The sequence below is a fragment of the Paracoccus rhizosphaerae genome (genome assembly GCF_026162645.1).
Classification (GTDB): Bacteria; Pseudomonadota; Alphaproteobacteria; order Rhodobacterales; family Rhodobacteraceae; genus Paracoccus; species Paracoccus rhizosphaerae.
Genome location: NZ_JAOTBE010000005.1, coordinates 1 through 25372 on the forward strand (window position 1 = coordinate 1; position 25372 = coordinate 25372).

Consider the following 25372-nt stretch of genomic DNA (forward strand, 5'->3'; position numbering starts at 1 on the left):
AACGGTCAGCTCCCGCAATCAGTGCTGAAGGGGCAAACGCCCATCGACGCGCTCAGGGACTGGCAGAAACAAAGACCGGAGATCTTCAAGAAGCGGCCCTGCAATCACGTGGGATGTGACATCTAATATCGCAGTTCATCGTCGTTTTACCCTTGCTTGAGCGGAAGGCCGATGATCCAGCAACTTCGCAATCTCATCAGGGCCGCGCCCCGTCGTAGCTCAGGCCCCGCGAGGATACCTGACCGATGAGCAATTTGTTCTAGCTGAGTGAACCGCAGACGGTGCGCCTTCGCCCTCTTTCCCAACGGCCGCGACTGCCTAAATGTTGGCGACCTGCAAATATTTAGAAAGCGGCGCGCGTTGGCCGCCGTCTTCGCCGGATAGATGCGCACGAAGACCCACCGCGTGGCACGGTCGATGGCGACGAACAGATACCGGCGGCGGTCCTCGTCTGCCATCTGCGGCAGGTATTTCACGTCGACATGGAGGTAGCCCGGCTCGTAGGCCTTGAACGGCTTGTGCGCAGGCCGCGGCACGACGGGCCTGAGTGCGCGCAGGTTACCCGCCTCATGCCGACGCAAGCAGCGGTCGAGCCCGGAGCGCGAGACGTGCGGGTTCAGGAACTCGCGCACCACCGACAGGAGGTCGTCGAGCGGCAGCAGCAGGGTCTTGCGCAGGGACACCGCCACCGCCTCCTGCGCCGGCGTCAGCGTGGTCTGCAACCGATGAGGGGTGTGGCTGCGGCCGTCGACGCGGTCCCGGCTCCGCCACTTCCAGATTGTCTGCTCGGAGATGCCGTAGCGCTCCGCCACCTTCCAGGCGGGTTCTATGCTCGCCTGGATCGCAGCCGGGATCTTCGGCGGCGTCGTCGCCTGCTTGTGAAGAGAGATCAGCATCCTTGCCTCCCGTTCCGAACCTCGCGCAGAACCGATCTTGTTATGAAGAACGAGGTCCGGCGAGGGTCAATGGGATCATCCGGGGAAGGGCAGCTAGGTCGTGTCGACAAATAGGATTTACACAGCGGTCTGATCGTAATTCAAGCTGGTATCCTTGGTGGAGATCAGCTTGACACGAGACCTCATGTCAGACGAGGAACAGGCGTTCCACGAGCGGTTCATCCTGTCGATCCGCGCCCCGAGCGGGCGCAAAGCCCCGAACCATCGCCTTGCTCTGGATGACATCTTCTGGATACCGCGGACGTGATCGCCGTGGCGGGACCTGCCGAAAGAGTTCGGCAAGTGGTCATCCGTCTATCGCCAGTTCCTCTGCTGGACACTTGCCGGTCTGTGGGAGCAGATCCTCGAGGCGCTGAACGAAGGCGGGCTGGTCTCGGACGCGCGTCAGATGATCGACGGCACCGTGGTCCGGGCCCATCATCAGGCAGCGGGCGCTAAAGGGGGACTCCGAGAGAGGGTCTCGGCCGTTCATGAGGTGGCCTCACGCCCAAGATCCACCTCCGCGTCAACGGGGCAGGCGCCCCTATGAAAACTGATATCACGCCGGGGCAGACATCGGACTATGTCGCCTTCGACTTGTTTACGGACGACAACCTGCCCAAGCCTGCCGTCCTGCTTGCAGACCATGGCTATGACCCAGTAAGGTTCGCAGCACGATGGAGGTGCGTAACGTTGTCCCGGAGATCCCGATGCGCAAGTCAAGCAAGCCGCGCGTCGGCGTGTACCGTACCCTCGACCAGCTGCGCAATCTGGTTGAACGGTGCTTCAACAAGCTCAAGAATGCCCGCTGCGTCGCTACCCGCTACGACGAGACCGCCGAAAGCTTCCCGGCCTTCATCGACATCACCTTGATCCGCCTCTGGCTCCGCCATTTGCCAACATGCCCTAAGGCCGGTCGAAATCCCCAACAGGGCCTGTAGCAATGGAAAAAGCCCCGGCGCGAGTGCGTCGGGGCCTTCAAGAGTGGATAGCAATGTCGTCAGTTCAGGCGGCGCGCCACGTCGTCGATGGCATCGTCGATGCCGGCCGAGCGTTGGCCTGCGCGAACCTGTGTGGCGAGGATCTCGGACGCGGCGGCGACGGCCGTCTGGACCGCACGGTCGCGGACGGCGCGAACGGCGTCGTTTTCGGCGCTGGAGATCTGGTCCTGCGCAGCCTGCAGACGACGCTCGATTGAACGATCAAGATCTTGACGGGCCTTGTTGGCCTGGGCCTCGGCCTCGCGCTTGGCGTTGGCGACGATCTGCTCGGCCTGGGTCTTTACCTCGCGCTGGCGACGCTCATAGCTGGCGTAGATCTCCTGCGCATCCTCGCGCAGGCGCCGGGCCTCGTCCAGGTCGTTGCGGATGCCGTCGGCGCGCTTGTCCAGCGAGCCACCCAGCATGGCCGGAACGCGGTAATAGACCAGGATTGCAATGAAGGCGATGAAGGCCAGCAGCACGATGAAGTTCGTGTTGCGCAGCGAGAAGAACGGGCCGGTCGCCGCGGCGGCAGGTCCTGCCGCCAGCAGGGTCGCGGCGGCCATTGCGGTCATGCGGTTCATTGCAAAGCCCCCTTCATCCGGCCATCGACGGCCGCACCGACGGCGGCATCGTCAGCCTTGCCGCCGAAAGCGGCAACTAGTTCGGCCGTCACGTCGCGCGCCACCTGCCGCGCGTCGGTTTCCGCCGAGGCGCGGATTTCGCGGATGCGCGTTTCGGACTCGGCCGTGCGGGCGGCGATCTCGGCGTCGGCTTTGGCGATGGCCGCGTCCAGCTGCGCCTGGATCTCGGCGCGGTTCTGGTTGACGATGGCCTGCGCCTCGTGGCGGGCATCCGCCAGCGCCTTGTCATAGGCGGCTTCGGCTTCGCGCGCCTTGTGCTTGAATTCTTCTGCGGCCATCAGATCGCCGGTGACGGCGCCCTGGCGGTCCGACAACACGGCCGCGATCCGCGGCAGAGCGACCCGGGACAGGACCAGATACAGCACGACCAGCGTGACGACCAGCCAAAAGATCTGGTTGCCGAAGGTGGCGATATCCAGCTGCGGAAGGCCCGCGGCTTCTTCGGCATGTCCGACAAGCTCGACCCCAGGGGTCGGCACGTGGGCGCCGGCGGCATGGGTCTCGTCGACGACGACGGCCACGCCTTCAGTGGTTTCGACCGCGGTGGTGGCGGCCTCTTGCAACAGGCTGAACATATCCTACCCCATGGCCTTTGAACGAACGATGGGGTGGGGGTCAGGCCCCCACCCCGCCGCAAGGATGGCGAGGGATCAGACCGCGAACATCAGCAGAAGCGCGACGAGGAACGAGAAGATCCCCAGGGCTTCCGCAAAGGCCATGCCGATGAACAGCGTGGCGGTCTGGCCGGCAGCGGCGGACGGGTTGCGCAGGGCGCCCGACAGGAAGTTGCCGGCCACGTTGCCCACGCCGAGGGCGGCGAAGCCCATGCCGAACGCGGTCAGGCCGACGCCGATGTACTGGCCCAGTTCTCCGATATTGCCTTCCATGGTATTTCTCCTTGCGGTTGGAAGATTGGCGATCTTGATGACGCGGTCCCGACTGGGGACCGCCCGGGGCGCTGGCCTTGCCGTCAGTGCGACGGGTGCAGCGCGTCCTTGAGGTAGACGCAGGTCAGGATGGTGAAGACATAGGCCTGCACGAAGGCGACCAGCACCTCGAAGGCATACATCCCGACAACCGCGATGATGGCGACAGGGGCGACGGCGGCGATGGCCGCAAAGCCCGCGAAGACCTTGATGACGGCGTGGCCCGCGATCATGTTGCCGGCCAGTCGGATGGACAGGCTCAGCGGGCGCACGAAGTAGCTGATGACCTCGATCACGGCCAGGATCGGACGCACGGCCAGCGGCGCCGAGCGGACCCAGAAGAGGTCAAGGAAATGCGCGCCGTTCTTGACGAAGCCGATGATCGTGACGCCGAAGAACACGGCCAGCGCCAGGATGCCGGTCACCGCGATGTGCGAGGTTACGGTGAAGGCCATCGGAATGAGGCCCAGAAGGTTCGCGAAGACCACGAACATGAACAGCGTCAGGATATACGGGAAATATTGCAGGCCATCCTTGCCGGCAATGTCCTCGATCATCTTGTGGACGAGGCCATAGGCCATTTCGGCCATGGACTGCGCGCGGTTCGGGACGATGGCGCGGCCACGGGTGCCCAGCACCAGCAGCGCGATCGAAGCCAGCGCCGTCAGCGCCAGCCACAGGGTGACGTTGGTCGGCGTATACCAGTGCACCTCTCCGGCGCCGAACAGCGGCGAGACCACGAACTGGTCCATCGGGTGGAATTCAAGGCCGCCGCCAGTCGCTTCCGTCGCCACGATCAATCCCTCTCGTCACTTCCCGGCGTGTCGCCGGATTTCCTGTCAAGCTCGGACGCGGTGCGCATCAAGGTCTTGATGCCGGCCGCGAGGCCGAGGAAAATGAACAGGACCATCAGGATGGGCGTCGTGCCCAGCAGATAGTCCAGCCCGTAACCGATCGCGAAGCCCAGCCCCAGCCCGGCCACCAGTTCGATCACCATGCGCCAGGCAAGGTTCGCCTGTTCGTACTTGCCCATCGGGTTCGGACCCTTGGGCTTGGGCGCCTTCTCGGCCAGTCTCGCCTCCAGCGCGCGCAGTCGGGCGTCATCCGCTGCCCTGTCCGCGTCGTCCTGGGGCCCACCGGCCATTTTCACGCCCCCGTCATCGTTGGGCGCTGTCTAGGGGCAACCGCCGGTCAAGTCAAGCAAGCGGCATCATCTTATAACCAACTGATGATAATATGATTTTTAAAACCCAGACCGAAAAGCTTGCGGGTTGCATTCGCCCTTCCCGTTCGTCATCATTCAACCGCCCGGTTGATCATCCCACCGCATGAAGGCGCTCCGATGACCCCTCCCCCCCTGTCAGTTCGGCTGGATCTGATCTTCGCGGCGCTGGCCGATCCAACCCGCCGCAGGGTCCTGACGATGCTGCTGGAAGACGACATGGCGGTCAGTGATGTCGCGCAGCCTTTTGACGTCAGCCTGGCCGCCATCTCGAAACACCTGGCGGTGCTTGCGGCCGCCGGCCTGATCCGGCAAGAGCGGCGCGGCCGGATCACCTGGTGCAAGCTCGACCCTGACGGGATGCGCGCGGCCTCGGTCTGGATGCAGGGTTTCGGGCAGTTCGACCCGGTGGACCTTGACGATTTCGAACGGTTCCTGCGGACCGAACTGAGGGAAAGCGATGACCAGGACGCCTGACGTGCTCTGTATCGGGGCAATGCTGTGGGACGTGATCGGCCGCGCGCCGCGTCGCATGGCGCCGGGGGCCGACGTGCCCGGCCGCATCAGGCACCTGCCCGGCGGGGTGGCCCTGAACGTGGCCGTCGCGCTGGCGCGTTGGGGCCTGGCGCCAGCGGTCCTGTCGGCGGTCGGTCGCGACCCCGAGGGCGAGGCCCTGGTCGCCGAGGCCAATCGCCTGGGCGTCCTGACCGATCGCCTGACGCGCGATGCGGGCCTGCCGACCGACTGCTATATGGGCATCGAGGACAGCGAGGGACTGATCGCGGCCATCGCCGATGCGCACAGCCTGGAGCAGGCCGGCGCCGCCATCCTGTCCCCGCTGGACGTGCTCGACTGGACCGGCCCGGTCGTCCTCGACGGCAACCTGACGCAGGACCTGCTGGACGCGATCGCCCGCGACCGCCGCCTGGCGCGCGCCGACCTGCGAGTCGTGCCCGCCAGCCCCGGCAAGGCCGAGCGGCTGGAGCCGCTGATCGCCGCCCGTCGCGGCTGCTTCTACCTCAACCGCCTCGAGGCCGAGATCCTGGCCGGCCGCGCCTGTCCCGACGCAGCCTCGGCCGCCGAGGCTGTCGTCGCGCGCGGTGCTGCCCGTGTCCTCGTGACCGACGGGCCGAATCCTGCGGCCGAAGCCATGGCCGGCGGCGTTACCCTGACCCACTGCCCGCCTTCTGTCACCGTCGCGCGCGTGACCGGCGCGGGCGACTGCTTCCTGGCTGCACATCTGTCGGCCGAACTCAACAACTTGCCGCGCGATGCGGCCCTGACCCGCGCCGTCGAGGCGTCGGCCGCCCATGTCTCCGGAAAGGACGTCCCTTGACCCACAGCGCCCCCCTTGCCTTTGCCCCCGAAGTCGCCGACGCACTGGACCGCGGCCTGCCCGTCGTCGCGCTGGAATCGACGATCATCACCCACGGGATGCCCTGGCCGCAAAACCTCGAGATGGCCGAGAAGGTTGAGGCCGTGATCCGCGACAACGGCGCGGTCCCGGCAACCATCGCCGTGATGGACGGGCTGATCCACATCGGCCTGACCCGTGACGCGCTGCGCAAGCTGGCGCAGACCCCCCCGGCCGAGGCCATGAAGCTGAGCCGCGCCGACCTGGCCGTGTGCCTGGCCAATGGGCGCACCGGGGCCACGACCGTCGCAGCGACGATGATCTGCGCACACCTGGCCGGGATCCGCGTCTTCGCGACGGGCGGCATCGGCGGCGTGCATCGCGGGGCCGAAACCACGTTCGACCTGTCCGCCGACCTTCAGGAACTGGCGCAGACCCCGGTAACGGTGGTGGCCGCCGGCGCCAAGGCGATCCTTGATCTGCCGAAAACGTGGGAGGTGCTGGAAACCCTGGGCGTCCCGGTCATCGCTTTCGGCCAGGACGAGCTTCCGGCCTTCTGGTCGCGAAGCTCTGGCATTAAGGCGCCGCTGCGGATGGACCGCCCCGAGGAGATCGCCGCCGCCGCCGACATGCGCGCCCGGCTTGGCCTGCGCGGCGGCCAACTGATCGCCAACCCGATCCCAGAGGCCGCCGAGATCCCGCAGGGCCAAATCACCCCGGTCATCGAACAGGCGCTGGCGGAGGCAGAGGCGCAGCGCATCGCCGCCAAGGAAGTCACGCCTTTCCTTCTGTCGCGCATCTTCGAGCTGACCGAAGGCCGCTCGCTCGAGTCGAACATCGAACTGGTCCTGAACAACGCCCGGCTGGCCGCGAATATCGCCGCAGCCATGACGCACTAGGTCGGCCGCATCGCCGGGAACAGCGCCGTCAGGTCAAAACTGTCGGCGGTGTTCAGCTTGTCGGCGTGATCCTCGATGAAGCGGTCGGCAGCCACCTGCCCTGCCGCCTTCATCGACGCCAGCAGCCCCGGCCCCGGCATCAGCTTGGACCGCGCCGTCAAGTCCGTCATCAACGCATCGTCGTCGATCAGGTGGACCAGCACGTTCTTCATGGTGCCGTCGTCCAGCTTGCCCTGCGCGAACAACCGCTTGACGAAGTTGATGGCGCGAAGCTGGCTCATGAGCGAGCTGTTGAAGCTGACCTCGTTCACGCGGTCCGCAATCTCGACCGGGCTGCGCGGCAGCGTCTCGCGCATCAGCGGGTTGATCGCGATGATCAGGATGTCGCGCGGCAGGCTGGAGCGATAGAGCGGGAACAGCGCCGGGTTGCCCGTGAAGCCGCCGTCCCAGAAGGCCTCGATCCTGCCGGTGTCAGGGTCGAAGATCTCGACCGCGCGGAACAGCGTCGGAAGACAGGCCGAGGCCATGATGGCCTCGGGTGTGGCCCCCGTGCCGGAAAAGACCTTGATCCGCCCGGTGCGGACATTGGTGGCGGCCACATAGAGGCTGGGGCCGGTGGCGCAGGCGAAGTCGGGGTAAGGCAATCCGCGCAGCAGCCCGTCCAGCGGGTTCACGTAGAACGGGCCATAGTCATAGGGGCTGAAGAGCCGCGTGAGGTTGTCCAGCCAGGCCGCCGGGGACAGCATCTCGGTCCAGCGGTGCAGCCCGCGCGGCATAGGCACCAGCGAATGCAGCCAGCGCACGACGCGATTGTCGCTCATCTGCCCGACCTGAGACCACATGAAGTTCAGGTTTTCCCGAGCGGCCCGGCGCCCGGCAGCACCTTTATGCGCCCCCAGCCCGGCCTTCAGCGCCGCGCCGTTCAGCGCCCCGGCCGATGTGCCGCTGATCGCCGCCAGATCCAGCCACTGTTCGTCAAGAAGCCTGTCCAGAACGCCCCAGGTAAAGGCGCCATGCGCGCCACCACCCTGCAGCGCGACGTTGATGCTCTTGTGCTTCATGGTCAGGCCCCGCGCATGATGCAGTTGCAGCATGATACGAGGTTCCGACACTAGAACAACCCCCTGCCTGTCGCTGCATCGCAGCATTAGAAGGCCTGGTCAGTCCTCGGCGGTAGCCTCCGCGCGGCTCTTGCCGGCGACGTCCAGCGCCAGCGTGGCCGCCATAAAGCGGTCGAGGTCGCCATCCAGCACGCCCTGGGTGTCGCTCGTTTCCTCGCTGGTGCGCAGGTCCTTCACCATCTGATAGGGGTGCAGGACATAGGAGCGGATCTGATTGCCCCAGCCGGCATCGCCCTTGGCAGCGTGCTGGGCATTGATCTCGGCGTTCCGGCGGTCCAATTCCATCTGGTAAAGCCGCGCTTTCAGCGCCGCCATGGCGTTGGCGCGGTTCTGGTGCTGGGACTTTTCGGAACTGGTCACGACAATGTTCGTCGGCAGGTGGGTGATCCGCACCGCCGAGTCCGTCGTGTTGACGTGCTGGCCGCCCGCCCCCGAGGACCGATAGGTGTCGATGCGGATGTCGCGGTCGGGGATGTCGATCTCGATGTTCTCGTCCACCACCGGATAGACCCAGACGCTGCTGAAAGACGTATGCCGCCGGGCGGCGCTGTCATAAGGGCTGATCCGGACCAGCCGGTGCACACCCGATTCCGACTTTAGCCAGCCATAGGCGTTATGGCCGGTGATCTTGTAGGCGGCGCTGCGGATCCCCGCCTCGTCGCCGCCGGTCTCGGACAGCAGTTCGACCTCGTAGCCCTTCTTCTCGGCCCACCGAACATACATCCGCGCCAGCATGGCAGCCCAGTCGCAGCTTTCCGTCCCGCCGGCCCCGGCGTTGATCTCGAGAAACGTATCGTTGGCGTCGGCCTCGCCGTTCAGCAGCGCCTCAAGCTCCTTCTGCGCGGCAAGATCGGCCAGCGCCTTCAGGTTGGCCTCGGCCTCTGCGACCAATTCGGCGTCGCCCTCCTCCTCGGCCAACTCGACCATCTCGGCATTGGCGGCCAGGTCGCCCTCGATCCGGCGATAGGTGTCGATCGCGTCGGACAGCGACTGCCGCTCGCGCATCAGCTTCTGCGCGCGCGCGGGATCGGACCAAAGATCACCGTCCTCGATCATCGCGTTCATCTCTTCCAGCCGGTGGGGCGCCGTCGTCCAGTCCAGCCGCTGCCCCAGCAGCGACAGCGAGCGGCGGATGGCCTCGATGGCAGAGAGCGTCTCGGCGCGCATGGACAGGCTCCTTCGGTCTGGCGTCAGGTCCGGTGTGATAACGCGCCCCGCCACCTTGGGCAAGGGCGGCGCGGTCGCAACCGGCGGGCGCCGTGCCGCGTTCCCCCCAGAAACGGAGTTACCATGCCAGAGCTTGTGTCCCAGACTTTCGAGTCCCTCAATTCGATGAGCCTGTCAGTCGCCACCACCCGGATGGTCCTTGCGCTGATCCTTGGCGCGCTGATCGGCTGGGAACGGGAAAGTTCGGATCACGAGGCGGGGCTGCGGACGCACATGATGATCTCGATGGCGGCGGCGCTTTTCACCATCATCGCGATGGAGCTGACGCATATGCGCGCCGACAACGACGCCGAGCTGCAGATCGATCCGCTGCGCCTGATCGAAGCCGTTACCTCGGGTGTGGCCTTCCTGGCGGCGGGATCAATCATCATCACCAGGGGGTCGGTGCGGGGCCTGACGACCGGGGCATCGATGTGGCTGGCCGGCGCCATCGGGCTGTCCTGCGGCACTGGCAAGGGGATGCTCGCCATCATTGCCGCTGCGTTCGGCCTGCTGGTCCTGCGCCTGCTGCGCCACGTCGCGCGGCAAAAGGAGACGCGGTCGAAGCATGGCGGCTGACAGCCGGACCAGAGCACCCTGCGGGGGGTGCGGGGGGCAGCAAGCCCCCCGCCGTCGCGGGACGCAACCCGCGTCAGTAGAGGCCGCCGGACGACATCGTGCCGAAGTCCGTCCGTTTCGGGATCACCCGCCTTTCACCCGTCGAAGTCGTGATCGCCTGGGCCGCGCTCTCGCCAGCCTCCCAAGGCAGGATGACCGTCTCGTCGCCAAAGCCCGACACGACATAGGGCGCCAGCCAGTTGGGGTCCGTTCCGTCGCGGAAATATTCGCGGATGACGTTCGGCCCGGTCGCGTCGTCGGGCAGGCGCTGGCCCGTGATCCGGTCGATCTTCACCCAATAGCCGCCTTCGGGCACCTTGAACTCGGTGCCGCCGAACTTGGCCACGGCCTCGCGCATGAAGTCGTTGAAGACCGGCACGCACAGCGTCCCGCCATAGGCGCGCGCCCCCAGCGACCGCGGCTGATCATAGCCGAGATAGCAGCCCGCCACGATGTTGCTGGAGTAGCCGATGAACCACACGTCCTTGGCGTCGTTCGTCGTGCCCGTCTTGCCGGCGATCGGCACCGGCAGGTCGACGCCGGACCCGGACCCGCGCTCGACCGCCCCCTCCAGCATCGAGGTCAGCTGATAGGCCGTCACCGCATCCATCACCCGCTCGCGGTTGGTGTCGATGACGGGCGCCTGTCCCGCCGGCATCGCCTGCAGGGCGCAGGTCTCGCAGACGCGCTGATCGTGACGATAGATCGTGCGACCGCGCCGGTCCTGGACACGGTCGACCAGCGTCGGCTCGACCCTCTCGCCGCCATTGGCGAACATCGCATAGGCGGCGACCATCTTGAACAGCGTCGTCTCCTGTGCGCCCAGGGCGTTGGCCAGGAACGGCTTCAGGTCGTCATAGACGCCGAAATCCTCGGCGTAACGCGCCACCTGGTCCATGCCGATGTCATCGGCGATCCGGATCGTCATCAGGTTCCGGGACTGCTCGATCCCCGTGCGCAGCGGCGTCGGCCCGTAATGGCGGCCTGAGGAATTTTTCGGCTCCCACAGGCCTTGGGGCGTGTTGATGCGGATCGGTTCATCCACCACGATCGTCGCGGGGGTATAGTTGTTGTCCAGCGCCGCGGCATAAACGAACGGCTTGAAGCTGGACCCCGGCTGGCGCTGTGCTTGCGTCGCCCGGTTGAAGACCGAGCTTTCATAGGAAAATCCGCCCTGCATCGCCAGAACGCGGCCAGTGTTGACGTCCATCGCCATGAAGCCGCCCTGCACCTGCGGCACCTGCCGCAGCGTCCAGCGGATGAAGCTGCCGTCGCTGTCGCTGGTCATCGCGCGCACCAGCACCACGTCGCCCACGTCCAGAAGGTCGTCGGCCACCTGCGCCTGCGCCCCCACCTGGCCCGTGTCGCGGTCCAGCGGCCGGGCCCATTGCACGTCGGCGGCGGGGATCCAGTGGCCGTCAGCGTCCTCTTCGATTCCCTCAATTCCAATGCGGGCGTCGCTTTCGCCCATCTCCAGCACGACGGCGGGATGCCAACCCGGGATGTCGCGCGGCAGGCGCAGGTCCCACAGCGCGCCGCGCCAGGCGGCTTCGTTGTCCAACGCCTCGGCCGGGACCGTCTCTCCGGTGCCGCGCCAGACGCCCTGGTTGCGGTCGTAATCCTCAAGCGCCTTCTGCAGCGCAGTTGCGGCCTCGGACTGCAGCTCGGGGTCGACGGTCGCGCGGATCGTCAGGCCGCCGCCGAAGAACTCCTCCTGCCCAAACTCGCGGCTCAGCTGGCGGCGGATCTCGTCGGTGAAATAGTCCCGCGGCGGCAGGGCGCGCTGGAACGACGGGAAATCGCCGTTCTGCACGGACTTGAGCGGCAGCTTGGCCTCGGCCTCGTAGGTGGCCTCGCTGATATAGCCGTTCTGCCACATCTCACGCAGGACATAATTGCGGCGTTCGGTCACCCGCTCCTTGGCGCGGACGGGGTGATAGCGGCCGGGTGCCTGCGGCATGGCGGCCAGCATCGCCGCCTCGTGCGGCTCCAGTTCGGCCAGGGACTGGTTGAAATAGGTCTGGGCGGCGGCGGCCACCCCGAAGCTGTTCTGGCCCAGGAAGATCTCGTTCAGGTACAGTTCCAGGATCTGGTCCTTGGTCAATGTGCGTTCCAGCCGCGACGCCAGAATCAGCTCCTTCACCTTGCGTTCAACGCTGCGGTCGCTGGACAGAAGGAAGTTCTTCATCACCTGCTGCGTGATCGTAGACGCGCCGCGCACATTCGATCCGCGCGAGGCCAGCGCCTGCCACGCCGCGCCGAAGATCCCGCGCAGGTCATAGCCTGGATGGCTGTAGAAGTTCTTGTCCTCGGCGCTGATGAAGGCCTGCTTGACCAGGTCCGGGATCTCGTCGATGGGCACGAACAGGCGGCGTTCCTCGGCGAATTCGTCGATCAACTGGCCTTCCGCCGAATAGATGCGGCTGATGGTCTTGGGAGAGTACTGCGCCAGGGTCTCGTGACTTGGCAGGTCGCGCGAATAGATCCAGAAGATCCCGCCGATGGTCAGCGCGGCGAAGAACGCCGCCGTCACGACCCAGGAAAAGATCGCACCGAAGAATGAGAGTATGATCCGCAGCACGGGGATTTGCCTTTCCAAGCCTTGCGCCGTCTATAGCGGCAGCGGCCTTCCCGGTCAAAGCAACTGTCGGTGTCAGCGCCGCAGCAGTGCCGCCCGCGCCTGTTCGTCGCGCCACCAGCCGGTGACGGCCTCGGCCACCGCCGTCGCCATGCGGGCGCGCCAGTCGGGATCCGTCAGGTTGAAAAGATCCGCCTCGTCGGTGATGAAGCCCAGCTCTAGCAGGACCGAGGCGATGTCGGGCGACTTCAGGACCGAGAACGCCGCCCCCTGCACCGGCCGGCCGTGCAACCCGATTCCCCGCAGCGCCATGCGCGAGGTCAGGTGTCGCGCGAATGCCTCGGATCGGGGCTGGGTGTCGGTGCGGGCAAAATCCATCAGCGCAACCGCAAGGCCGTCGTCCTGTCCCGTCAGGTCCTGACCCAGCAGCAGGTCGTCACGCTGGTGGCGCATCACCAGCTGCCGGCTGGCGCGTTCGTCCGCGGACGAGGACCAGACATAGATCGTGGCCCCCGCCGCCTGCCCCTGCGGCAGCGCATCGGCATGCAGCGACATCAATAGATGCGCCCCCGCTTGCCGGGCCGTGGTCATCCGCGCCTCGAGAGGGACATACACGTCATCGTCGCGGGTCATCGCCACGGTGACGCCCCGCGCCTCCAGCTCGGCTCGCAATTCCTGCGCGAACCTCAGCACAAGATCGGCTTCGGTCTCCCCTCCGGCCTGCGCGCCGGGATCGAACCCGCCGTGGCCCGGATCCAGCGCGACCACCAGCCCCTCGGCCAACGGTGGCGCCGGCACGTCGGCAGGGTCGGGCAGGTTGCGAAGCGCCGCCGCGGCCGAGGGCCGGGGCGCGAACTCGCCCTCCCGCACGGGGTCCAGCGCGATGCGCAATGTCGCATCAAGCCCCCCGGTCGACATGCCCGCGCTGGCGACGCGGAACGGGCGCGGAAGCTCCATCACGATCCGGCTCCAGCCTTGGCGGAAGCTGCCCCATCGGATCGCGGGCATCAGGTCCTGCCCGAACAGCTGCGAAGGGTTGCGCCCCGACAGGTCCGTGTCCTTCAGGTCGATGACCAGCCGCGCAGGCTCTCCGACAAGAAAGGCGCGCCAGGGGACCGGTCGGTCCAAGGTCAGGCGCACCTCCAGCGGCATTGGCCCGAAGATCGACTGCCACCACCCGGTCGCAGCCTCGGTCACCGAGGACGCGCCAAGACGCAGTCTGGCAGGGTCCTGCGCCAGCGCCTGCAAGGGCAGCAGCAGCGCAAGGACCAGGACGACCGCCCTCATCTGGACGCCATGAACGCGGTCAGCCGCCTCAGGCCCTCGGCAATGTCGGCGGTGGCGCGGGCATAGGAAAAGCGCAGCGTCCCGCGGCCCCGCTCGGGGTCGAAGTCCAGCCCCGGTGTAACCGCCACGCCCGCGTTTTCAAGGATTTCCGCCGCGAACTTCACCGAATCGTCGGTGATGTGCGACACGTCGGCATAGATGTAGAACGCGCCTTCGGGCGGCGCGATGCGGTCGAAGCCGGCACGCGGCAGACCCTCCAGCATCAGGCGGCGGTTCTCGGCATAGACGGCCAGATTGGCCTCGGCCTCGGGAATGCAATCCAGCGCGGCCAGGGCAGCCACCTGGCTGGCATGGGGCGGGCAAATGAACAGGTTCTGGGCCAGCCGCTCGATCGTGCGGACCATGTCGGGAGGCACCACCATCCAGCCGACACGCCAGCCCGTCATCGAGAAATACTTGCTGAACGAATTGATGACGACGACCTCATCCGTCACCTCCAGCGCGGAATGGCAGCGGTCGCCATAGCCCAGGCCGTGATAGATCTCGTCCGAGATGACGGCCATGCCCCGCGCCCGCGCCGCATCGGTCAGCGCCCGCAGTTCCGGCACCGTCAGCACAGTTCCCGAGGGGTTGCCGGGCGATGCCAGGATCAGCCCCGCCGCATCCGGCAGATCATTGGGCCGCGGCTGATAGCGATCCTCGGGGCGCGTCGGAATGCCTACGGCTTCCAGCGACATGGCACGCAGGATCTGGCGATAGCTGGGATAGCCCGGAAACCCCATCGCCACCCGATCGCCCGCGTCGAACAGCGCCGAGAACGCCAGAATGAACGCGCCGCTGCTGCCAGACGTCACCACGACCCGCGCGGGGTCCAGGTCGACCCCGTACCAGCGGCGGTACAGATCGGCGATGCCCTGCCGCAGTGCCGGCAGACCGAGGGCGACGGTATAGCCCAAGGGCTGCGCCAGCGCCTCGGCCAGCGCACGCCGCGCGCCTTCGGGAGCGGGCGTACCGGGCTGGCCCACCTCCATGTGGATAATATGGCGCCCTGCCGCCTCGGCGCGGCTGGCAGCTTCCATCACGTCCATCACGATGAACGGGTCAACCTGTCCGCGCAGGGAAGATCGCATGGCTCGGCCTCTTGTTTTTTGGCATGGTGATAACGCGGGACGCGCGGCTGCTCCAGTCATTTGGACGGACAACTTGATCGATCGCGGTCACGCGCCTGTGTCGCCCGTCTTCTTGCCATCGCAGGCGCCACAGTCCAAGCTGCCGCGCGACATGAACCGAGAGGGTCCCTTGCCATGAACCGCCTGTCCGCCGCGCTGCTGATCAGTGCCGCACTCGCCTCACCTGCGACGGCTTTCGACATCAAGGCCATGTCCGAGGAAGAAAAGGCCGCATTCGGCGCGGCCGTGCGCGAATACCTGATGGAAAATCCGCAGGTTCTGATCGAATCCATCAACGTGCTGGAAACCCGGCAGGCCGAGCAGAGCGCGCAGAACGATCTGGAACTGGTCGCGGCAAACAGCGAGGCGATCTTCAACGACGGCCACAGCTGGGTCGGCGGCAATCCCGACGGCGACCTGACGATGGTCGAATTCCTCGACTATCGCTGCGGCGTCTGCCGCCAGTTCAACCAGGAGATCTTTGACGCCGTCAAGGAAGATGGAAATATCCGGCTGATCTTGAAGGAATTTCCTATTCTGGGCGAAGAGAGTGAGCTGTCCAGCCGCTTTGCCATTTCGGTCCATCAGATCGCGGGGGACGAGGCCTACAAGGCGGCACATGACGCGCTGATCACCCTGCGTGGTCCCGCCACCATCGAATCCCTTCGCAAGATCGCTGACGACATCGAGGTCGACGCGGACAGCATCGTCCAGCACATGAATACCAAGGCCGTGACCAAGGTGCTGCGCGACAACCGCCAGCTGGCCGAGGTCATGGCGATCCAGGGCACCCCGACCTTTGTCATCGGCGACCAGCTGCTGCGCGGCGTCCCACGCGTGGGGGTGGCCGAGACCATCGCCCAGATCCGCGAGACGATGTAGCGCCCTTTTTACCGCCAGCACCCGCGTTGCAATAACCCGGCTCCGCCACCCGGCGGTTCGGGTCTGACCGCCTCCGTCGAGGAACTGAACCCCAGCCAGGCGGAAGAATTTCCGCAAGGCATGCGCCCGCGCAGATGTGGGTTCCTGAAGCACGCCGCGCCCCGTGTGGGGCGGCGGTCAGGATCGGTCTTCAGTCGGCGGAACTGCGGGAATAGACATCCTCATAGCGGATGATGTCGTCTTCACCCAGATAGCTGCCGGTCTGTACCTCGATCAGGACCATCGGAACCTTACCCGGATTTTCCATCCGGTGAACCGCGCCCAGTGGCACATAGATTGACTGGTTCTCGGTCACCAGGGTGACGCGATCATCGACGGTGACCCGCGCGGTGCCCGACACGACGACCCAATGCTCCGACCGGTGGACATGGCTTTGCAGCGACAGGGCCGCACCCGGCTTGACGACGATGCGCTTCACCTGGAAGCGGTCGGCCAGGGCCAGCGTCTCGAACCAGCCCCAGGGGCGGTGGTCGCGCGGGAAGCTTTCTGCCTGCTTCGCGCGCTTGGCCTTCAGCGCGCTGACCGCCTGACGGACGTCCTGGGCACGCGAACGGTCGGCGACAAGGACGGCGTCGGCGGTGGCCACGACCATCAGGTCCGACAGGCCGATGCCGACGACCTCCAGATCCTCGCTGTCGGACCTCAGCAGCACGTCGTGGCAGTCGATCGCCGTCGACCGCGCGTCCGTCACCACGCCGGTATCCGAGGGCGCCTGTCCCAGCGCCTCTCTCCACACCGCGTCCCAACCGCCAAGGTCAGACCACCGCCCCGAGAACCGCACGACCGAAAGATTGTCGGCCTTCTCCATCACCGCATAGTCGATCGAGTTGTCCTCGGCTTCGGCCCAAGGCTCTCGCGCAAGGCGGAGGAAACCGAGGTCGGTCTTCGCCTCGTCCAGCGCCGCCTGGACCGGCTGCAGATAGGCGGGTGCGTGAGTGCGGAAGGCATCGATCATCGTCCGGGCGCTGAAGAGAAAGATCCCCGCGTTCCAGAGGAAGTTGCCGGCGGCCACCATGTCAGCTGCCGTCGCCGCATCGGGTTTTTCGACGAAGCGACCCAGGGGCTGCGGCCCCCCTCCAGTCGAGGCCAGCTGCAAATAGCCATAGCCGGTCTCGGGCCGATCGGGCGTGATCCCGAAGGTGACGATGCGCCCCTGCGCTGCGGCACCGGCCCCCTCGGCCACGGCGGCGGCAAAAGCCTCCGCATCGGGAATGACGTGATCCGAGGGCGCGACCAGCACCAGCCGGTCGAGGTCCTCCGCCGCGACCATCAGGGCGGCGGCCAGGATCGCGGGAGCGGTGTTGCGCCCGGCAGGCTCGATGACAATGGCGCCGGGGGCGATGCCCGCCTGCTCCAGCTGCTCGGCCACAATGAAGCGGAAGTCGGAATTGGTCATCACGACGGGCGCGCCAAAGAGCGGCCCCGACAGCCGCCGGGCCGAGGCCTGGAACAGCGTCTCGTCACCGACAAGTGCCGCGAATTGCTTGGGAAAGCTTTTGCGAGAAACGGGCCACAGCCGCGTCCCTGATCCGCCAGCCATCAGAACCGGGGTTATTTTTCCCATCGCCACACCTTTCACGCATTGGCTGTCTACCGTGCCGGCACAAGCCGGACCGACGCCGCCACTCAAGGGCCTGGGCGCCTGCCCGTCAACTGCTGCCGATCGCTGCCGGCCCAATAGCGCAGTTTTATGCGCAGGCTGTTGCGGACAGAAGACGGGGCCGGATCGTGCAAGGCTGTCAGCACTGGCCCCTGCAGGAGCCAGTGCTCAATTTCGCCTATTGGCGCAGGAATTGCTGCCAGAGGCCTCAGCGCTTGCTTTCAGGCGTGGTGCTGACGGGCTTCCAGGTCAAGTTCGGTTTTGGGCCTTGGCGGCATCGGCCTGTTGTCAGGCTCGGTCGTGAAGTTCAGCCGTCGTCCCCCCGCGGACCCTCCTCTTGGAAGATGCCGCCGTGACTGCCGGAAGACTGACGGGGTTTTTTTTTCCACCCATAGTGGCATTCCTTCTCTTATCCACGAGCTGGCCCGATTGTCAGGGATAAGTTTGTGAAAAGTCAGCTATTGGACCTGCGACTGTGAACTGGTGCCGTATACCGGCCACAAATGGTCGGCGGGTATACCTCGAAAGCGCCTTATCCCATGCATGGCAGCCGGGGCGCGAAACTGGGCCTTTCGCGCCCCAACCCAATCTCTCAGCTGCAGCCGCTGGTGCCGCCGCAGGTGTTGCACTTCATGCAGGTGCCGTTCCGGACCAGCGTATAATTACCGCATTCGCCGCAGGGATCGCCTTCATATCCCTGCATCCGGGCCTGGGTGCGCAAATCGAGACCGACCTCTGCCATGCCGGTGGCCACGGCGGCGGTCGCGGTGCCCGCCTGTAGCACCATCAGGTCATGCGGCAGGCGCTTGCGCAGATAGCCGGCGCTGCTGATCTGCTTCAGCATCGTCAGGGACTTCAACTCGGACTGCTCGGTCACAGGCGCATGGCGGCCTTCACCTTCGCCGCCCCCCATTTCGTCAAAACGCGCGCCTTCGGGTGCCACATGCGCCAGATCGGTGCGGTCCAGATAGCTGACAGCAAGTTCGCGGAACACATAGTCGATGATCGAGGTCGCGTTCTTGATGCTGTCGTTGCCCTGCACCATCCCCGCCGGCTCGAACCGGGTGAAGGTGAAGGCGTCCACGAACTCCTCCAGCGGCACGCCGTATTGCAGGCCGACCGATACGGCGATGGCAAAGTTGTTCATCATCGCCCGGAAGCCCGCGCCTTCCTTGTGCATGTCGATGAAGATCTCGCCCAGCTTGCCGTCGTCGTATTCGCCGGTGCGCAGATAGACCTTGTGACCGCCGACGATGGCCTTCTGGGTATAACCCTTGCGCCGCTGCGGCAGCTTTTCGCGGTTCGACCGAACGATCTCCTTGACGATCACGCGCTCGACGATCTTCTCGGCCAGGACGGCGGCCTTGGCGTGCTGGGTGCCGGTGGCCAGGATCTCCTCGGCTTCGTCGTCATCCTCGACCAGGGCGCTGGCCAGCGGCTGCGACAGCTTCGATCCGTCCCGATAAAGCGCGTTGGCTTTGATGCCCAGGCTGTGCGACAGCTCGTACGCCGCCAGCGCGTCTTCGATCGTGGCGCTGTTGGGCATGTTGATCGTCTTGCTGATCGCGCCCGAGATGAAGCTCTGCGCCGCGGCCATGATGCGGATGTGGCTTTCGACAGAAAGATAGCGTTTGCCGGTCTTGCCGCAGGCATTGGCGCAGTCGAAGACCGGCAGATGTTCGGCCCGCAGGTGCGGCGCACCCTCCAGCGTCATCGTCCCGCAGACATGGTCGTTCGCGGCTTCGATCTGCGCGCGGCTGAAGCCCAGGTGGCGCAGCAAGTCGAAGGTCGGGTCGGCCAGCTTGTCGGCCGGGATGCCCAGCGTACCGCGGCAGAAATCCTCGCCTAGGGTCCATTGGTTGAAGACGAAGCGGATGTCGAAGGCACTGCCCAGGGCGGCCTCGATTTTGGCGATTTCGGCCGCGCCGAAGCCGTGTCCGGCCAGCGAGGCGTGGTTGATCGCCGGGCAGTTGCCAAGCGTCGCGTGCCCCACGGCGTGGCCGACGATCTCCTCGATCTGGACGCTGGAGTAGCCCAGCACCTCCAGCGCGGCCGGAACCGACTGGTTGATGATCTTGAAATAGCCGCCGCCGGCCAGCTTCTTGAACTTGACTAACGCGAAATCGGGCTCGATCCCAGTGGTGTCGCAGTCCATGACAAGACCGATGGTGCCGGTGGGCGCGATGACGGTGGTCTGGGCGTTGCGGAAGCCGTGCGCCTCGCCCAGGGCCAGCGCCTCGTCCCAGGCCGCCCGCGCCAGCCCAGCCAGCGACGGGTCGGGGCAGTTCGCCGCGTCCAGCGCGACGGGGGCAACGTTAACGCCTTCGCAGTCCGTCCCGTGCGCGGCGGCACGATGATTGCGGATCACCCGCAGCATGTGGTCGCGGTTTCGGGCATAGCCGGGGAAGGCGCCCAGCTCGGCCGCCATCTCGGCGCTGGTGGCATAGGCGACGCCGGTCATGATCGCCGTCAGGGCACCGCACAGCGCGCGTCCGGCCTCGCTGTCATAGCCCAGCCCCATGTTCATCAGCAGACCGCCGATATTCGCATAACCCAAACCAAGGGTGCGGAAGTCGAAGCTGCGCTGCGCGATTTCGCGGCTGGGGAATTGTGCCATCAGCACGCTGATCTCCAGCGTCAGGGTCCAGAGCCGGGTGGCGTGGACATAGCCATCCGCATCGAAGCGCCCGTCATGCCAGAAGGTCAGCAGGTTCATCGACGCCAGGTTGCAGGCGGTGTCGTCCAGGAACATGTATTCGCTGCACGGGTTCGACCCGCGGATCGGCCCGTCCTCGGGGCAGGTGTGCCAGGCGTTGACGGTGTCGTGGAACTGGATGCCCGGATCGGCGCAGGCCCAGGCCGCGTGGCCGACCTGATCCCACAGTTCGCGGGCGCTGACGACCTTGGCAGGCCTGCCGTCGGTGCGGCGGATCAGCTCCCACGGTTGGTCGTCGCGCACCGCCCGCAGGAAGGCATCCGTCACCCGGACCGAGTTGTTCGAGTTCTGGCCCGAAACGCTGACATAGGCCTCGGAGTCCCAGTCCGTGTCATAGGTCGGAAACTCGATGCTGTCGAAGCCCTGGCGCGCGTATTGCAGCACCCGGTTCACATAGGTCTCGGGGATCATCGCGCGTTTGGCGGATCTAATGGCTGACTTCAGCGCATCGTTGCGGGCCGGATCGGTCTCTCCCCCACCGGCGCGGATTGCGGCAAAGATCGCGTTCAGTTCGCGCTCGTGGATCTTCGATCCGGCGACCAGGCTGGCGACCTTCTGCTCCTCGATGACCTTCCAGTTGATGAAGGCCTCGATGTCGGGGTGGTCCATGTCGCAGATGACCATCTTGGCCGCCCGCCGAGTGGTGCCACCCGACTTGATCGCGCCCGCCGCCCGGTCGCCGATCTTCAAAAAACCCATCAGGCCGCTGGACTTGCCGCCGCCGGACAGCTTCTCGCCCTCGCCGCGCAGGCTGCTGAAATTGGTGCCCGTGCCGCTGCCGTACTTGAAGAGCCGCGCCTCCCGGACCCAAAGGTCCATGATGCCGCCGTCGTTCACCAGATCGTCGCTGACCGACTGGATGAAGCAGGCATGCGGCTGCGGATGCTCATAGGCGCTGGTCGAGGCGGTCAACCTGCCGGTCTTGTGGTCGACATAAAAATGCCCCTGCCCCGGTCCGTCGATGCCATAGGCCCAATGCAGGCCAGTATTGAACCATTGGGGGCTGTTCGGCGCCGCCATCTGGCGGGCCAGCATGTGCCGCATCTCGTCCAGATAAGCGCGCGCGTCTTCTTCTTTTGAAAAATACCCACCTTTCCAACCCCAGTAGGTCCAGGCCCCGGCCAGCCGGTCGAAGACCTGCGCGGCGCTCGTTTCGCCCACGAAGCGCTGGTCCGCGGGCAGTTCGGTCAAGGCGGCCTCGTCTGCGGTGCTGCGCCACAGGAACTCGGGCACGCCCTTCTCGCGCACGCGCTTCAGGCGGGCGGGGACGCCGGCCTTGCGGAAGTACTTCTGGGCAATGACGTCGCTTGCGACCTGGCTCCAGCCCTGGGGGACCTCGACCCGGTCGTTTCGGAACACGACCGAGCCGTCCGGGTTGCGGATCTCGCTGACGGTGGTGGTGAACCCGATCCCGCCATAGGCTCCGCCGGTTTCCGTGGTGAATCGCCGTTCGATCTGCATGCCAACCCCCTGTTGCTGTCCGACGCAGCCACAGCACCCGCGGTCACAGGATCCCCGCCTCCGGCAACCGCCAAAGGGCTTTAACGGGGCAGGCCCCGCCGCAAGGATCGGTTCGGATCGCGCTTGTATCAGAACCGTCAGGTTCCACTACATCTGGTGCCATTCTGGCCTCTTGCCACAAGGTGACGGTGTCTTGGCAACAGTTCAACAGGTATTTTTACTCTCGCGCAGGCGCTTCCTCGTTGACATCAGGCTATGCCGCAGCGCCGCAGATTCGCGCACAGACCGCCACGCGGTTTTCATGCCAGACCCAGCTGCAACGGCATTTCTTCTGCGAATGCAGGCCGATGCATCAGCCAGTTCAGCGACTTTCCACAGGCTTATCCCGCCCTCATCCGCAGGTTGCGCACAGCGGTTGCAAATCCGCCACATTCCTGCGTCTTCAGCGAAATTCTCGCACCCCGCGGTCCGTCACGATCATGTCCAGCGGCTGATCGAACGGCTCTGCCGGAATCATGGGCAGTTCCTGGCAGGCATAGGCCAGGCCGATGGCCGCCGCCGGTCCTGATTCGCGCAGCACCTCCAGCGTTCGGTCATAGAAGCCGCCGCCATATCCCAGCCGGTTGCCATCTGCGTCGAAGCCCGCCAGCGGCACGATCAGCACGTCGGGGCGCATCTGCGGCGCGTCTTCAGGCGGGTGAGAGGTGCCGAAGGATCCGGGCACCAGATCGCGCCCGTCCCACAGCCTGAACAGCAGCGGCTGCGCGTGGCCCGGCACGACCGGAAGGACCACGGGACCTTCATGCGCCCGCATGGCAGGGCGGGGGTCCGCCTCGCCGCGCATCGGCCAGTATCCGGCCAGCACCATGCCGGCAAATGGTGCCAGCGCCGCCTGCAGGTGGCGGTCCAGCGCCGCATCGTCGCCGCCCTGCGCGCGCGCGACCAACGCCTGCGCGCGCAACTCCTGCTTCGTCGTCGTCATAGCAGCACCGCCGTCGCAAGACCCAGAAATGCCAGAAAGCCGATCACGTCGGTCATCATCGTCACGAACGTCCCTGACGCCAGCGCCGGGTCTGCCCCAAGCTTGTTCAGCGCCAGCGGGATGAGGATCCCGGCCAGCGCCGCCACCAACAGGTTCACGATCATCGCCAGGCCGATGACCGTCGCCAGACCCGGATCCCCGAACCAGAGCATGGTGATTCCGGCCATCACCACGCCGAAGATCGCCCCGTTGATCAGCCCGACTGTCACCTCGCGGCGCACGACGCGGACGGCGTTCGACCGCGACAGGTCACGGGTCGCCAAGCCCCGCACCGCCACCGTCAGCGTTTGCGTCCCGGCATTGCCACCCATCGAGGCGACGATCGGCATCAGGACGGCCAGGGCGACCAGTTGGGCGATCGCACTTTCGAAGATCGCTATGACGCTGGCGGCCGCCAGGGCGGTCACGATGTTGGCGCCCAGCCAGGGCACGCGCTGCCCGACAGTCTGCAGCACGGTGTCGTTGATCGTGGATTCGTCGCCGACGCCCGCCAGCCTCAGGATGTCCTCCTCGTGCTCTTCGTCCAGGATCGCCATGGCGTCGTCGATGGTGATCACGCCGACCAGACGGTCGTGACGGTCCACCACCGGGGCCGAGATGAGGTGATACTGGTTGAAGACATAGGCGACGTCGCCTTCCTCGGCATAGGCGCTGATGGTGCGGAAGCTGTCCTCGGCCAGGTCGCGCAGCATCGTGTCATGGCGCGACGCCAGCAGCCGCCCCAAGGTCACATAGCCTGTGGCGTGGCGGCGCGGGTCCACCAGGATCACGTGATAGAACTGCTCGGGCAGCCATTCCTCGGACTGCAGGAACCTGATCGTCTGGCCGACGGTCCAATGCTCTGGCGCCGTCACCACCTCGGATTGCATCAGCCGGCCGGCGGAGTATTCGGGATAGGCCAGCGACTGCTGGACCGCCGCCCGGTCGCCCGCATCCAGCGCGGCCAAGATTTGGTCACGGTCCGACTGATCCAGGTCCTCGACCAGGTCGACGACGTCGTCGCTGTCCATCTCTCGGACCGCTTCGGCCAGGACCTCTCGCGGCATCTGCTCGATCACGTCCTCGCGGATCGACTCGTCGATCTCGGACAGGATCTCGCCGTCGATCTGCCGGGCATAAAGCTCCAGGAACGTTCGCCGACGCGGCGCCGCCAGCCGCTCGATCAGGTCGGCGATGTCGGCCGCATGCATCGGCTCCAGCGAGGCGTTCAGCGCGTCACTGTCACCGGCGTCGATGGCCGCATCGATCTGGGCCAGCAACTCTGCGTTGGGGCCGAAATCATCCTCGTCCTGTTCGAACTGAGCTTCGTTGCGCTGGCTGTCGTCGGCCATCATGCCCCCGTCGCTTGAATTTCAGACATCGGGCCTAGCCCGCCAGAAGCGCCAGCGCCTGTTCGTGCAGGTGCGCCGAGGCGGCGGCGACCACCTGGCCACCCTCGGCCGCGGGCCCGCCCTGCCAATTGGTGACGATGCCGCCGGCCGCTTCGACCACGGCCAGGGGACCAGCGATGTCGTAGGGCTGCAGCCCGGCCTCGATCACAAGATCGATCTGCCCCAAGGCCAGCAGCGCATAGGCATAGCAGTCCAGCCCGTAACGCGTCAGCCGCACGCGGTCGGCGACGCGCCGGAAGGCGGCATGTTCGGCCGCATCGCCGACTTCGGGGAACGTCGTCATCAGGACCGCGGCGTCCAGCCCGACACCACCCCGCACCCTCAGATCGCGGTCACCCATCGGAGCAGTCATCCGCGCGCGCCCAAGCCCGCCTTCGAAGCGCTCGCCCGTATAGGGCTGGTCGATCATGCCGTATCTGATGGCCTGCCCGTCCGACAGGCCGATCAGGACGCCCCAGCTGGGCGCACCGCACAGGAAGGCCCGCGTACCGTCGATGGGGTCAAGGATCCATGTCAGCCCGGTGGTGCCGGTGCTGCCCCCGAATTCCTCGCCCAGAATGGCATCGTCGGGGCGCTGACGGGCCAGCACGTCGCGCATTGCCGTCTCGGCAGCGCGGTCGGCCTGCGTCACCGGGTCGAAATCCGCGGGACGCTTGTTGTTGGTGATCAGGTCAGCGCTGCGGAACAGCGGCAGGATGGCGGCACGGGCTGCATCGGCCATGTCGTGGGCGGTGCGGATGATCTGTGCTGCGTCCTTCATGCTGGCCCCCTGACGTTTCAGACGGGGTGTAACCCGTCACGCCAGCGGGGGCCAGCAGGCTTTCGAAATTGTCGTCCGACGGTCACGCATCGCCGGACGACTGCGCGGTCACCCGCCTTCTGGCGGTTCCGGCCTCTATGCCGCGACCGAAAGGACGCGCGCCAGCTCGAAGATCTGGCGGCGCTGCGCCTCGGGCATGGTATAGTAGGCGCGGACCAGCTGCAGCGCCTCCTTGTCGGCGAAGATATCGCCTTCGACCATGCCGGGCACGTCGCCCTCGTGCAGCCCTTCGAAGAAGAAGCTGACCGGAACGTCGACCGCCTGCGCGATATCCCACAGACGCGAGGCCGAAACCCGGTTCATGCCGGTTTCGTACTTCTGGATCTGCTGGAACTTGATGCCAACCTTGTCGGCCAGCTGTTGTTGGGTCATTCCAATCATCCAACGGCGATGGCGGATACGCTTACCAACATGAACATCTACACTGTGCTTCATTGCCGCAACCCCTTGCAATCTAAAAG

The 25372-nt window shown here is 66.0% G+C and carries 21 protein-coding genes and 2 pseudogenes; 6 read left to right on the forward strand and 17 right to left on the reverse strand.

Features of this window, described 5'->3' with window-relative positions:
* Positions 1-344: 344 nt before the first annotated feature.
* Positions 345-896, reverse strand: a pseudogene (locus OC184_RS03450) (IS481 family transposase); the annotation flags it as partial.
* 163 nt (positions 897-1059) lie between these two features.
* Here OC184_RS03450 and OC184_RS03455 point away from each other — a divergent pair.
* Positions 1060-1876, forward strand: a pseudogene (locus OC184_RS03455) (IS5 family transposase).
* 59 nt (positions 1877-1935) lie between these two features.
* Here the strand turns inward: OC184_RS03455 and OC184_RS03460 are convergent.
* From OC184_RS03460 to OC184_RS03480, 5 genes are all read right to left on the reverse strand, one after another.
* Complete coding sequence (locus OC184_RS03460) at positions 1936-2499, reverse strand: F0F1 ATP synthase subunit B (protein ID WP_265505799.1); 564 nt, start codon at positions 2497-2499, stop codon at positions 1936-1938.
* Positions 2496-3134: a F0F1 ATP synthase subunit B' gene (locus tag OC184_RS03465; protein WP_265505800.1), complete on the reverse strand. Its 639-nt coding sequence runs from the start codon at positions 3132-3134 to the stop codon at positions 2496-2498. The genes OC184_RS03460 and OC184_RS03465 overlap by 4 nt, the downstream gene beginning before the upstream one ends.
* A 75-nt stretch (positions 3135-3209) precedes the next feature.
* Positions 3210-3446, reverse strand: coding sequence for a F0F1 ATP synthase subunit C (locus OC184_RS03470; RefSeq protein ID WP_167621732.1), 237 nt, complete (start codon positions 3444-3446; stop codon positions 3210-3212).
* Positions 3447-3529: 83 nt separating this feature from the next.
* Positions 3530-4279, reverse strand: coding sequence for a F0F1 ATP synthase subunit A (locus tag OC184_RS03475; protein ID WP_265505801.1), 750 nt, complete (start codon positions 4277-4279; stop codon positions 3530-3532).
* Between the two features lie 2 nt (positions 4280-4281).
* Entirely contained in the window at positions 4282-4629 is a 348-nt protein-coding gene (locus OC184_RS03480; protein WP_265505802.1) for an AtpZ/AtpI family protein, read from the reverse strand.
* Positions 4630-4827: 198 nt separating this feature from the next.
* Between OC184_RS03480 and OC184_RS03485 the strand changes: the two genes are divergently transcribed.
* From OC184_RS03485 to OC184_RS03495, 3 genes are read left to right on the forward strand one after another with little or no spacing between them, the layout of a single operon-like run.
* Positions 4828-5184, forward strand: a complete 357-nt coding sequence (locus OC184_RS03485) for an ArsR/SmtB family transcription factor (RefSeq protein ID WP_265505803.1) — start codon at positions 4828-4830, stop codon at positions 5182-5184.
* Entirely contained in the window at positions 5168-6043 is an 876-nt protein-coding gene (locus OC184_RS03490; protein ID WP_265505804.1) for a PfkB family carbohydrate kinase, read from the forward strand. Before OC184_RS03485 ends, OC184_RS03490 begins: the two co-directional genes overlap by 17 nt.
* Entirely contained in the window at positions 6040-6960 is a 921-nt protein-coding gene (locus tag OC184_RS03495) for a pseudouridine-5'-phosphate glycosidase (protein ID WP_265505805.1), read from the forward strand. Before OC184_RS03490 ends, OC184_RS03495 begins: the two co-directional genes overlap by 4 nt.
* On the opposite strand, the gene OC184_RS03500 is transcribed toward OC184_RS03495, so the two are convergent.
* Both OC184_RS03500 and prfB read right to left on the reverse strand, forming a co-directional pair.
* Positions 6957-8021, reverse strand: coding sequence for a patatin-like phospholipase family protein (locus OC184_RS03500; protein ID WP_265505806.1), 1065 nt, complete (start codon positions 8019-8021; stop codon positions 6957-6959). The genes OC184_RS03495 and OC184_RS03500 overlap by 4 nt on opposite strands.
* A 99-nt stretch (positions 8022-8120) precedes the next feature.
* On the reverse strand, positions 8121-9248 hold the full coding sequence (gene prfB / locus OC184_RS03505; RefSeq protein ID WP_265505807.1) for a peptide chain release factor 2: 1128 nt from the start codon (positions 9246-9248) through the stop codon (positions 8121-8123).
* Positions 9249-9371: 123 nt separating this feature from the next.
* Between prfB and OC184_RS03510 the strand changes: the two genes are divergently transcribed.
* On the forward strand, positions 9372-9866 hold the full coding sequence (locus OC184_RS03510) for an MgtC/SapB family protein (RefSeq protein ID WP_265505808.1): 495 nt from the start codon (positions 9372-9374) through the stop codon (positions 9864-9866).
* Between the two features lie 73 nt (positions 9867-9939).
* Here the strand turns inward: OC184_RS03510 and OC184_RS03515 are convergent, their stop codons facing one another.
* The 3 genes from OC184_RS03515 to OC184_RS03525 all read right to left on the reverse strand — a co-directional run bounded on the left by OC184_RS03515 (position 9940) and on the right by OC184_RS03525 (position 14900).
* The gene (locus OC184_RS03515) at positions 9940-12486 is read right to left on the reverse strand and encodes a penicillin-binding protein 1A (protein ID WP_265505809.1); all 2547 of its coding nucleotides are present in this window, start codon (positions 12484-12486) and stop codon (positions 9940-9942) included.
* Between the two features lie 72 nt (positions 12487-12558).
* On the reverse strand, positions 12559-13770 hold the full coding sequence (locus OC184_RS03520; protein WP_265505810.1) for an N-acetylmuramoyl-L-alanine amidase: 1212 nt from the start codon (positions 13768-13770) through the stop codon (positions 12559-12561).
* Positions 13767-14900, reverse strand: coding sequence for a pyridoxal phosphate-dependent aminotransferase (locus OC184_RS03525; RefSeq protein WP_265505811.1), 1134 nt, complete (start codon positions 14898-14900; stop codon positions 13767-13769). The genes OC184_RS03520 and OC184_RS03525 overlap by 4 nt, the downstream gene beginning before the upstream one ends.
* A gap of 174 nt (positions 14901-15074) precedes the next feature.
* Between OC184_RS03525 and OC184_RS03530 the strand changes: the two genes are divergently transcribed.
* The gene (locus tag OC184_RS03530) at positions 15075-15821 is read left to right on the forward strand and encodes a DsbA family protein (protein WP_265505812.1); all 747 of its coding nucleotides are present in this window, start codon (positions 15075-15077) and stop codon (positions 15819-15821) included.
* Positions 15822-16011: 190 nt separating this feature from the next.
* On the opposite strand, the gene OC184_RS03535 is transcribed toward OC184_RS03530, so the two are convergent.
* The 6 genes from OC184_RS03535 to OC184_RS03560 form a co-directional block, all read right to left on the reverse strand.
* Positions 16012-17445: a mannose-1-phosphate guanylyltransferase/mannose-6-phosphate isomerase gene (locus tag OC184_RS03535; RefSeq protein ID WP_265505813.1), complete on the reverse strand. Its 1434-nt coding sequence runs from the start codon at positions 17443-17445 to the stop codon at positions 16012-16014.
* Positions 17446-18073: 628 nt separating this feature from the next.
* Positions 18074-21658 (reverse strand): vitamin B12-dependent ribonucleotide reductase, encoded by a 3585-nt coding sequence (locus OC184_RS03540; RefSeq protein WP_265505814.1) that lies wholly within the window; start codon positions 21656-21658, stop codon positions 18074-18076.
* A gap of 442 nt (positions 21659-22100) precedes the next feature.
* Positions 22101-22640 (reverse strand): 5-formyltetrahydrofolate cyclo-ligase, encoded by a 540-nt coding sequence (locus tag OC184_RS03545; protein WP_265505815.1) that lies wholly within the window; start codon positions 22638-22640, stop codon positions 22101-22103.
* A complete protein-coding gene (gene mgtE, locus OC184_RS03550) occupies positions 22637-24031 on the reverse strand; it encodes a magnesium transporter (protein WP_265505816.1) in 1395 nt (464 codons plus the stop codon). Before mgtE ends, OC184_RS03545 begins: the two co-directional genes overlap by 4 nt.
* 34 nt (positions 24032-24065) lie before the next feature.
* A complete protein-coding gene (hisN, locus tag OC184_RS03555; protein WP_265505817.1) occupies positions 24066-24851 on the reverse strand; it encodes a histidinol-phosphatase in 786 nt (261 codons plus the stop codon).
* 135 nt (positions 24852-24986) lie between these two features.
* Positions 24987-25346 (reverse strand): helix-turn-helix domain-containing protein, encoded by a 360-nt coding sequence (locus tag OC184_RS03560; RefSeq protein WP_265505818.1) that lies wholly within the window; start codon positions 25344-25346, stop codon positions 24987-24989.
* Positions 25347-25372: the final 26 nt, after the last annotated feature.

What these genes read in the sequence shown, in the direction of transcription:
- OC184_RS03485 (WP_265505803.1), top strand. Translation starts at nt 4,828, where the DNA reads ATGACCCCTCCCCCCCTGTCAGTTCGGCTGGATCTGATCTTCGCGGCG.
- OC184_RS03525 (WP_265505811.1), bottom strand. Translation starts at nt 14,900, where the DNA reads ATGCGATCTTCCCTGCGCGGACAGGTTGACCCGTTCATCGTGATGGAC.
- OC184_RS03460 (WP_265505799.1), bottom strand. Translation starts at nt 2,499, where the DNA reads ATGAACCGCATGACCGCAATGGCCGCCGCGACCCTGCTGGCGGCAGGA.
- OC184_RS03540 (WP_265505814.1), bottom strand. Translation starts at nt 21,658, where the DNA reads ATGCAGATCGAACGGCGATTCACCACGGAAACCGGCGGAGCCTATGGC.
- OC184_RS03560 (WP_265505818.1), bottom strand. Translation starts at nt 25,346, where the DNA reads ATGAAGCACAGTGTAGATGTTCATGTTGGTAAGCGTATCCGCCATCGC.
- OC184_RS03465 (WP_265505800.1), bottom strand. Translation starts at nt 3,134, where the DNA reads ATGTTCAGCCTGTTGCAAGAGGCCGCCACCACCGCGGTCGAAACCACT.
- OC184_RS03480 (WP_265505802.1), bottom strand. Translation starts at nt 4,629, where the DNA reads ATGGCCGGTGGGCCCCAGGACGACGCGGACAGGGCAGCGGATGACGCC.
- OC184_RS03520 (WP_265505810.1), bottom strand. Translation starts at nt 13,770, where the DNA reads ATGAGGGCGGTCGTCCTGGTCCTTGCGCTGCTGCTGCCCTTGCAGGCG.
- hisN (WP_265505817.1), bottom strand. Translation starts at nt 24,851, where the DNA reads ATGAAGGACGCAGCACAGATCATCCGCACCGCCCACGACATGGCCGAT.
- prfB (WP_265505807.1), bottom strand. Translation starts at nt 9,248, where the DNA reads ATGCGCGCCGAGACGCTCTCTGCCATCGAGGCCATCCGCCGCTCGCTG.
- mgtE (WP_265505816.1), bottom strand. Translation starts at nt 24,031, where the DNA reads ATGGCCGACGACAGCCAGCGCAACGAAGCTCAGTTCGAACAGGACGAG.
- OC184_RS03500 (WP_265505806.1), bottom strand. Translation starts at nt 8,021, where the DNA reads ATGAAGCACAAGAGCATCAACGTCGCGCTGCAGGGTGGTGGCGCGCAT.
- OC184_RS03470 (WP_167621732.1), bottom strand. Translation starts at nt 3,446, where the DNA reads ATGGAAGGCAATATCGGAGAACTGGGCCAGTACATCGGCGTCGGCCTG.
- OC184_RS03535 (WP_265505813.1), bottom strand. Translation starts at nt 17,445, where the DNA reads ATGGGAAAAATAACCCCGGTTCTGATGGCTGGCGGATCAGGGACGCGG.
- OC184_RS03545 (WP_265505815.1), bottom strand. Translation starts at nt 22,640, where the DNA reads ATGACGACGACGAAGCAGGAGTTGCGCGCGCAGGCGTTGGTCGCGCGC.
- OC184_RS03490 (WP_265505804.1), top strand. Translation starts at nt 5,168, where the DNA reads ATGACCAGGACGCCTGACGTGCTCTGTATCGGGGCAATGCTGTGGGAC.
- OC184_RS03530 (WP_265505812.1), top strand. Translation starts at nt 15,075, where the DNA reads ATGAACCGCCTGTCCGCCGCGCTGCTGATCAGTGCCGCACTCGCCTCA.
- OC184_RS03510 (WP_265505808.1), top strand. Translation starts at nt 9,372, where the DNA reads ATGCCAGAGCTTGTGTCCCAGACTTTCGAGTCCCTCAATTCGATGAGC.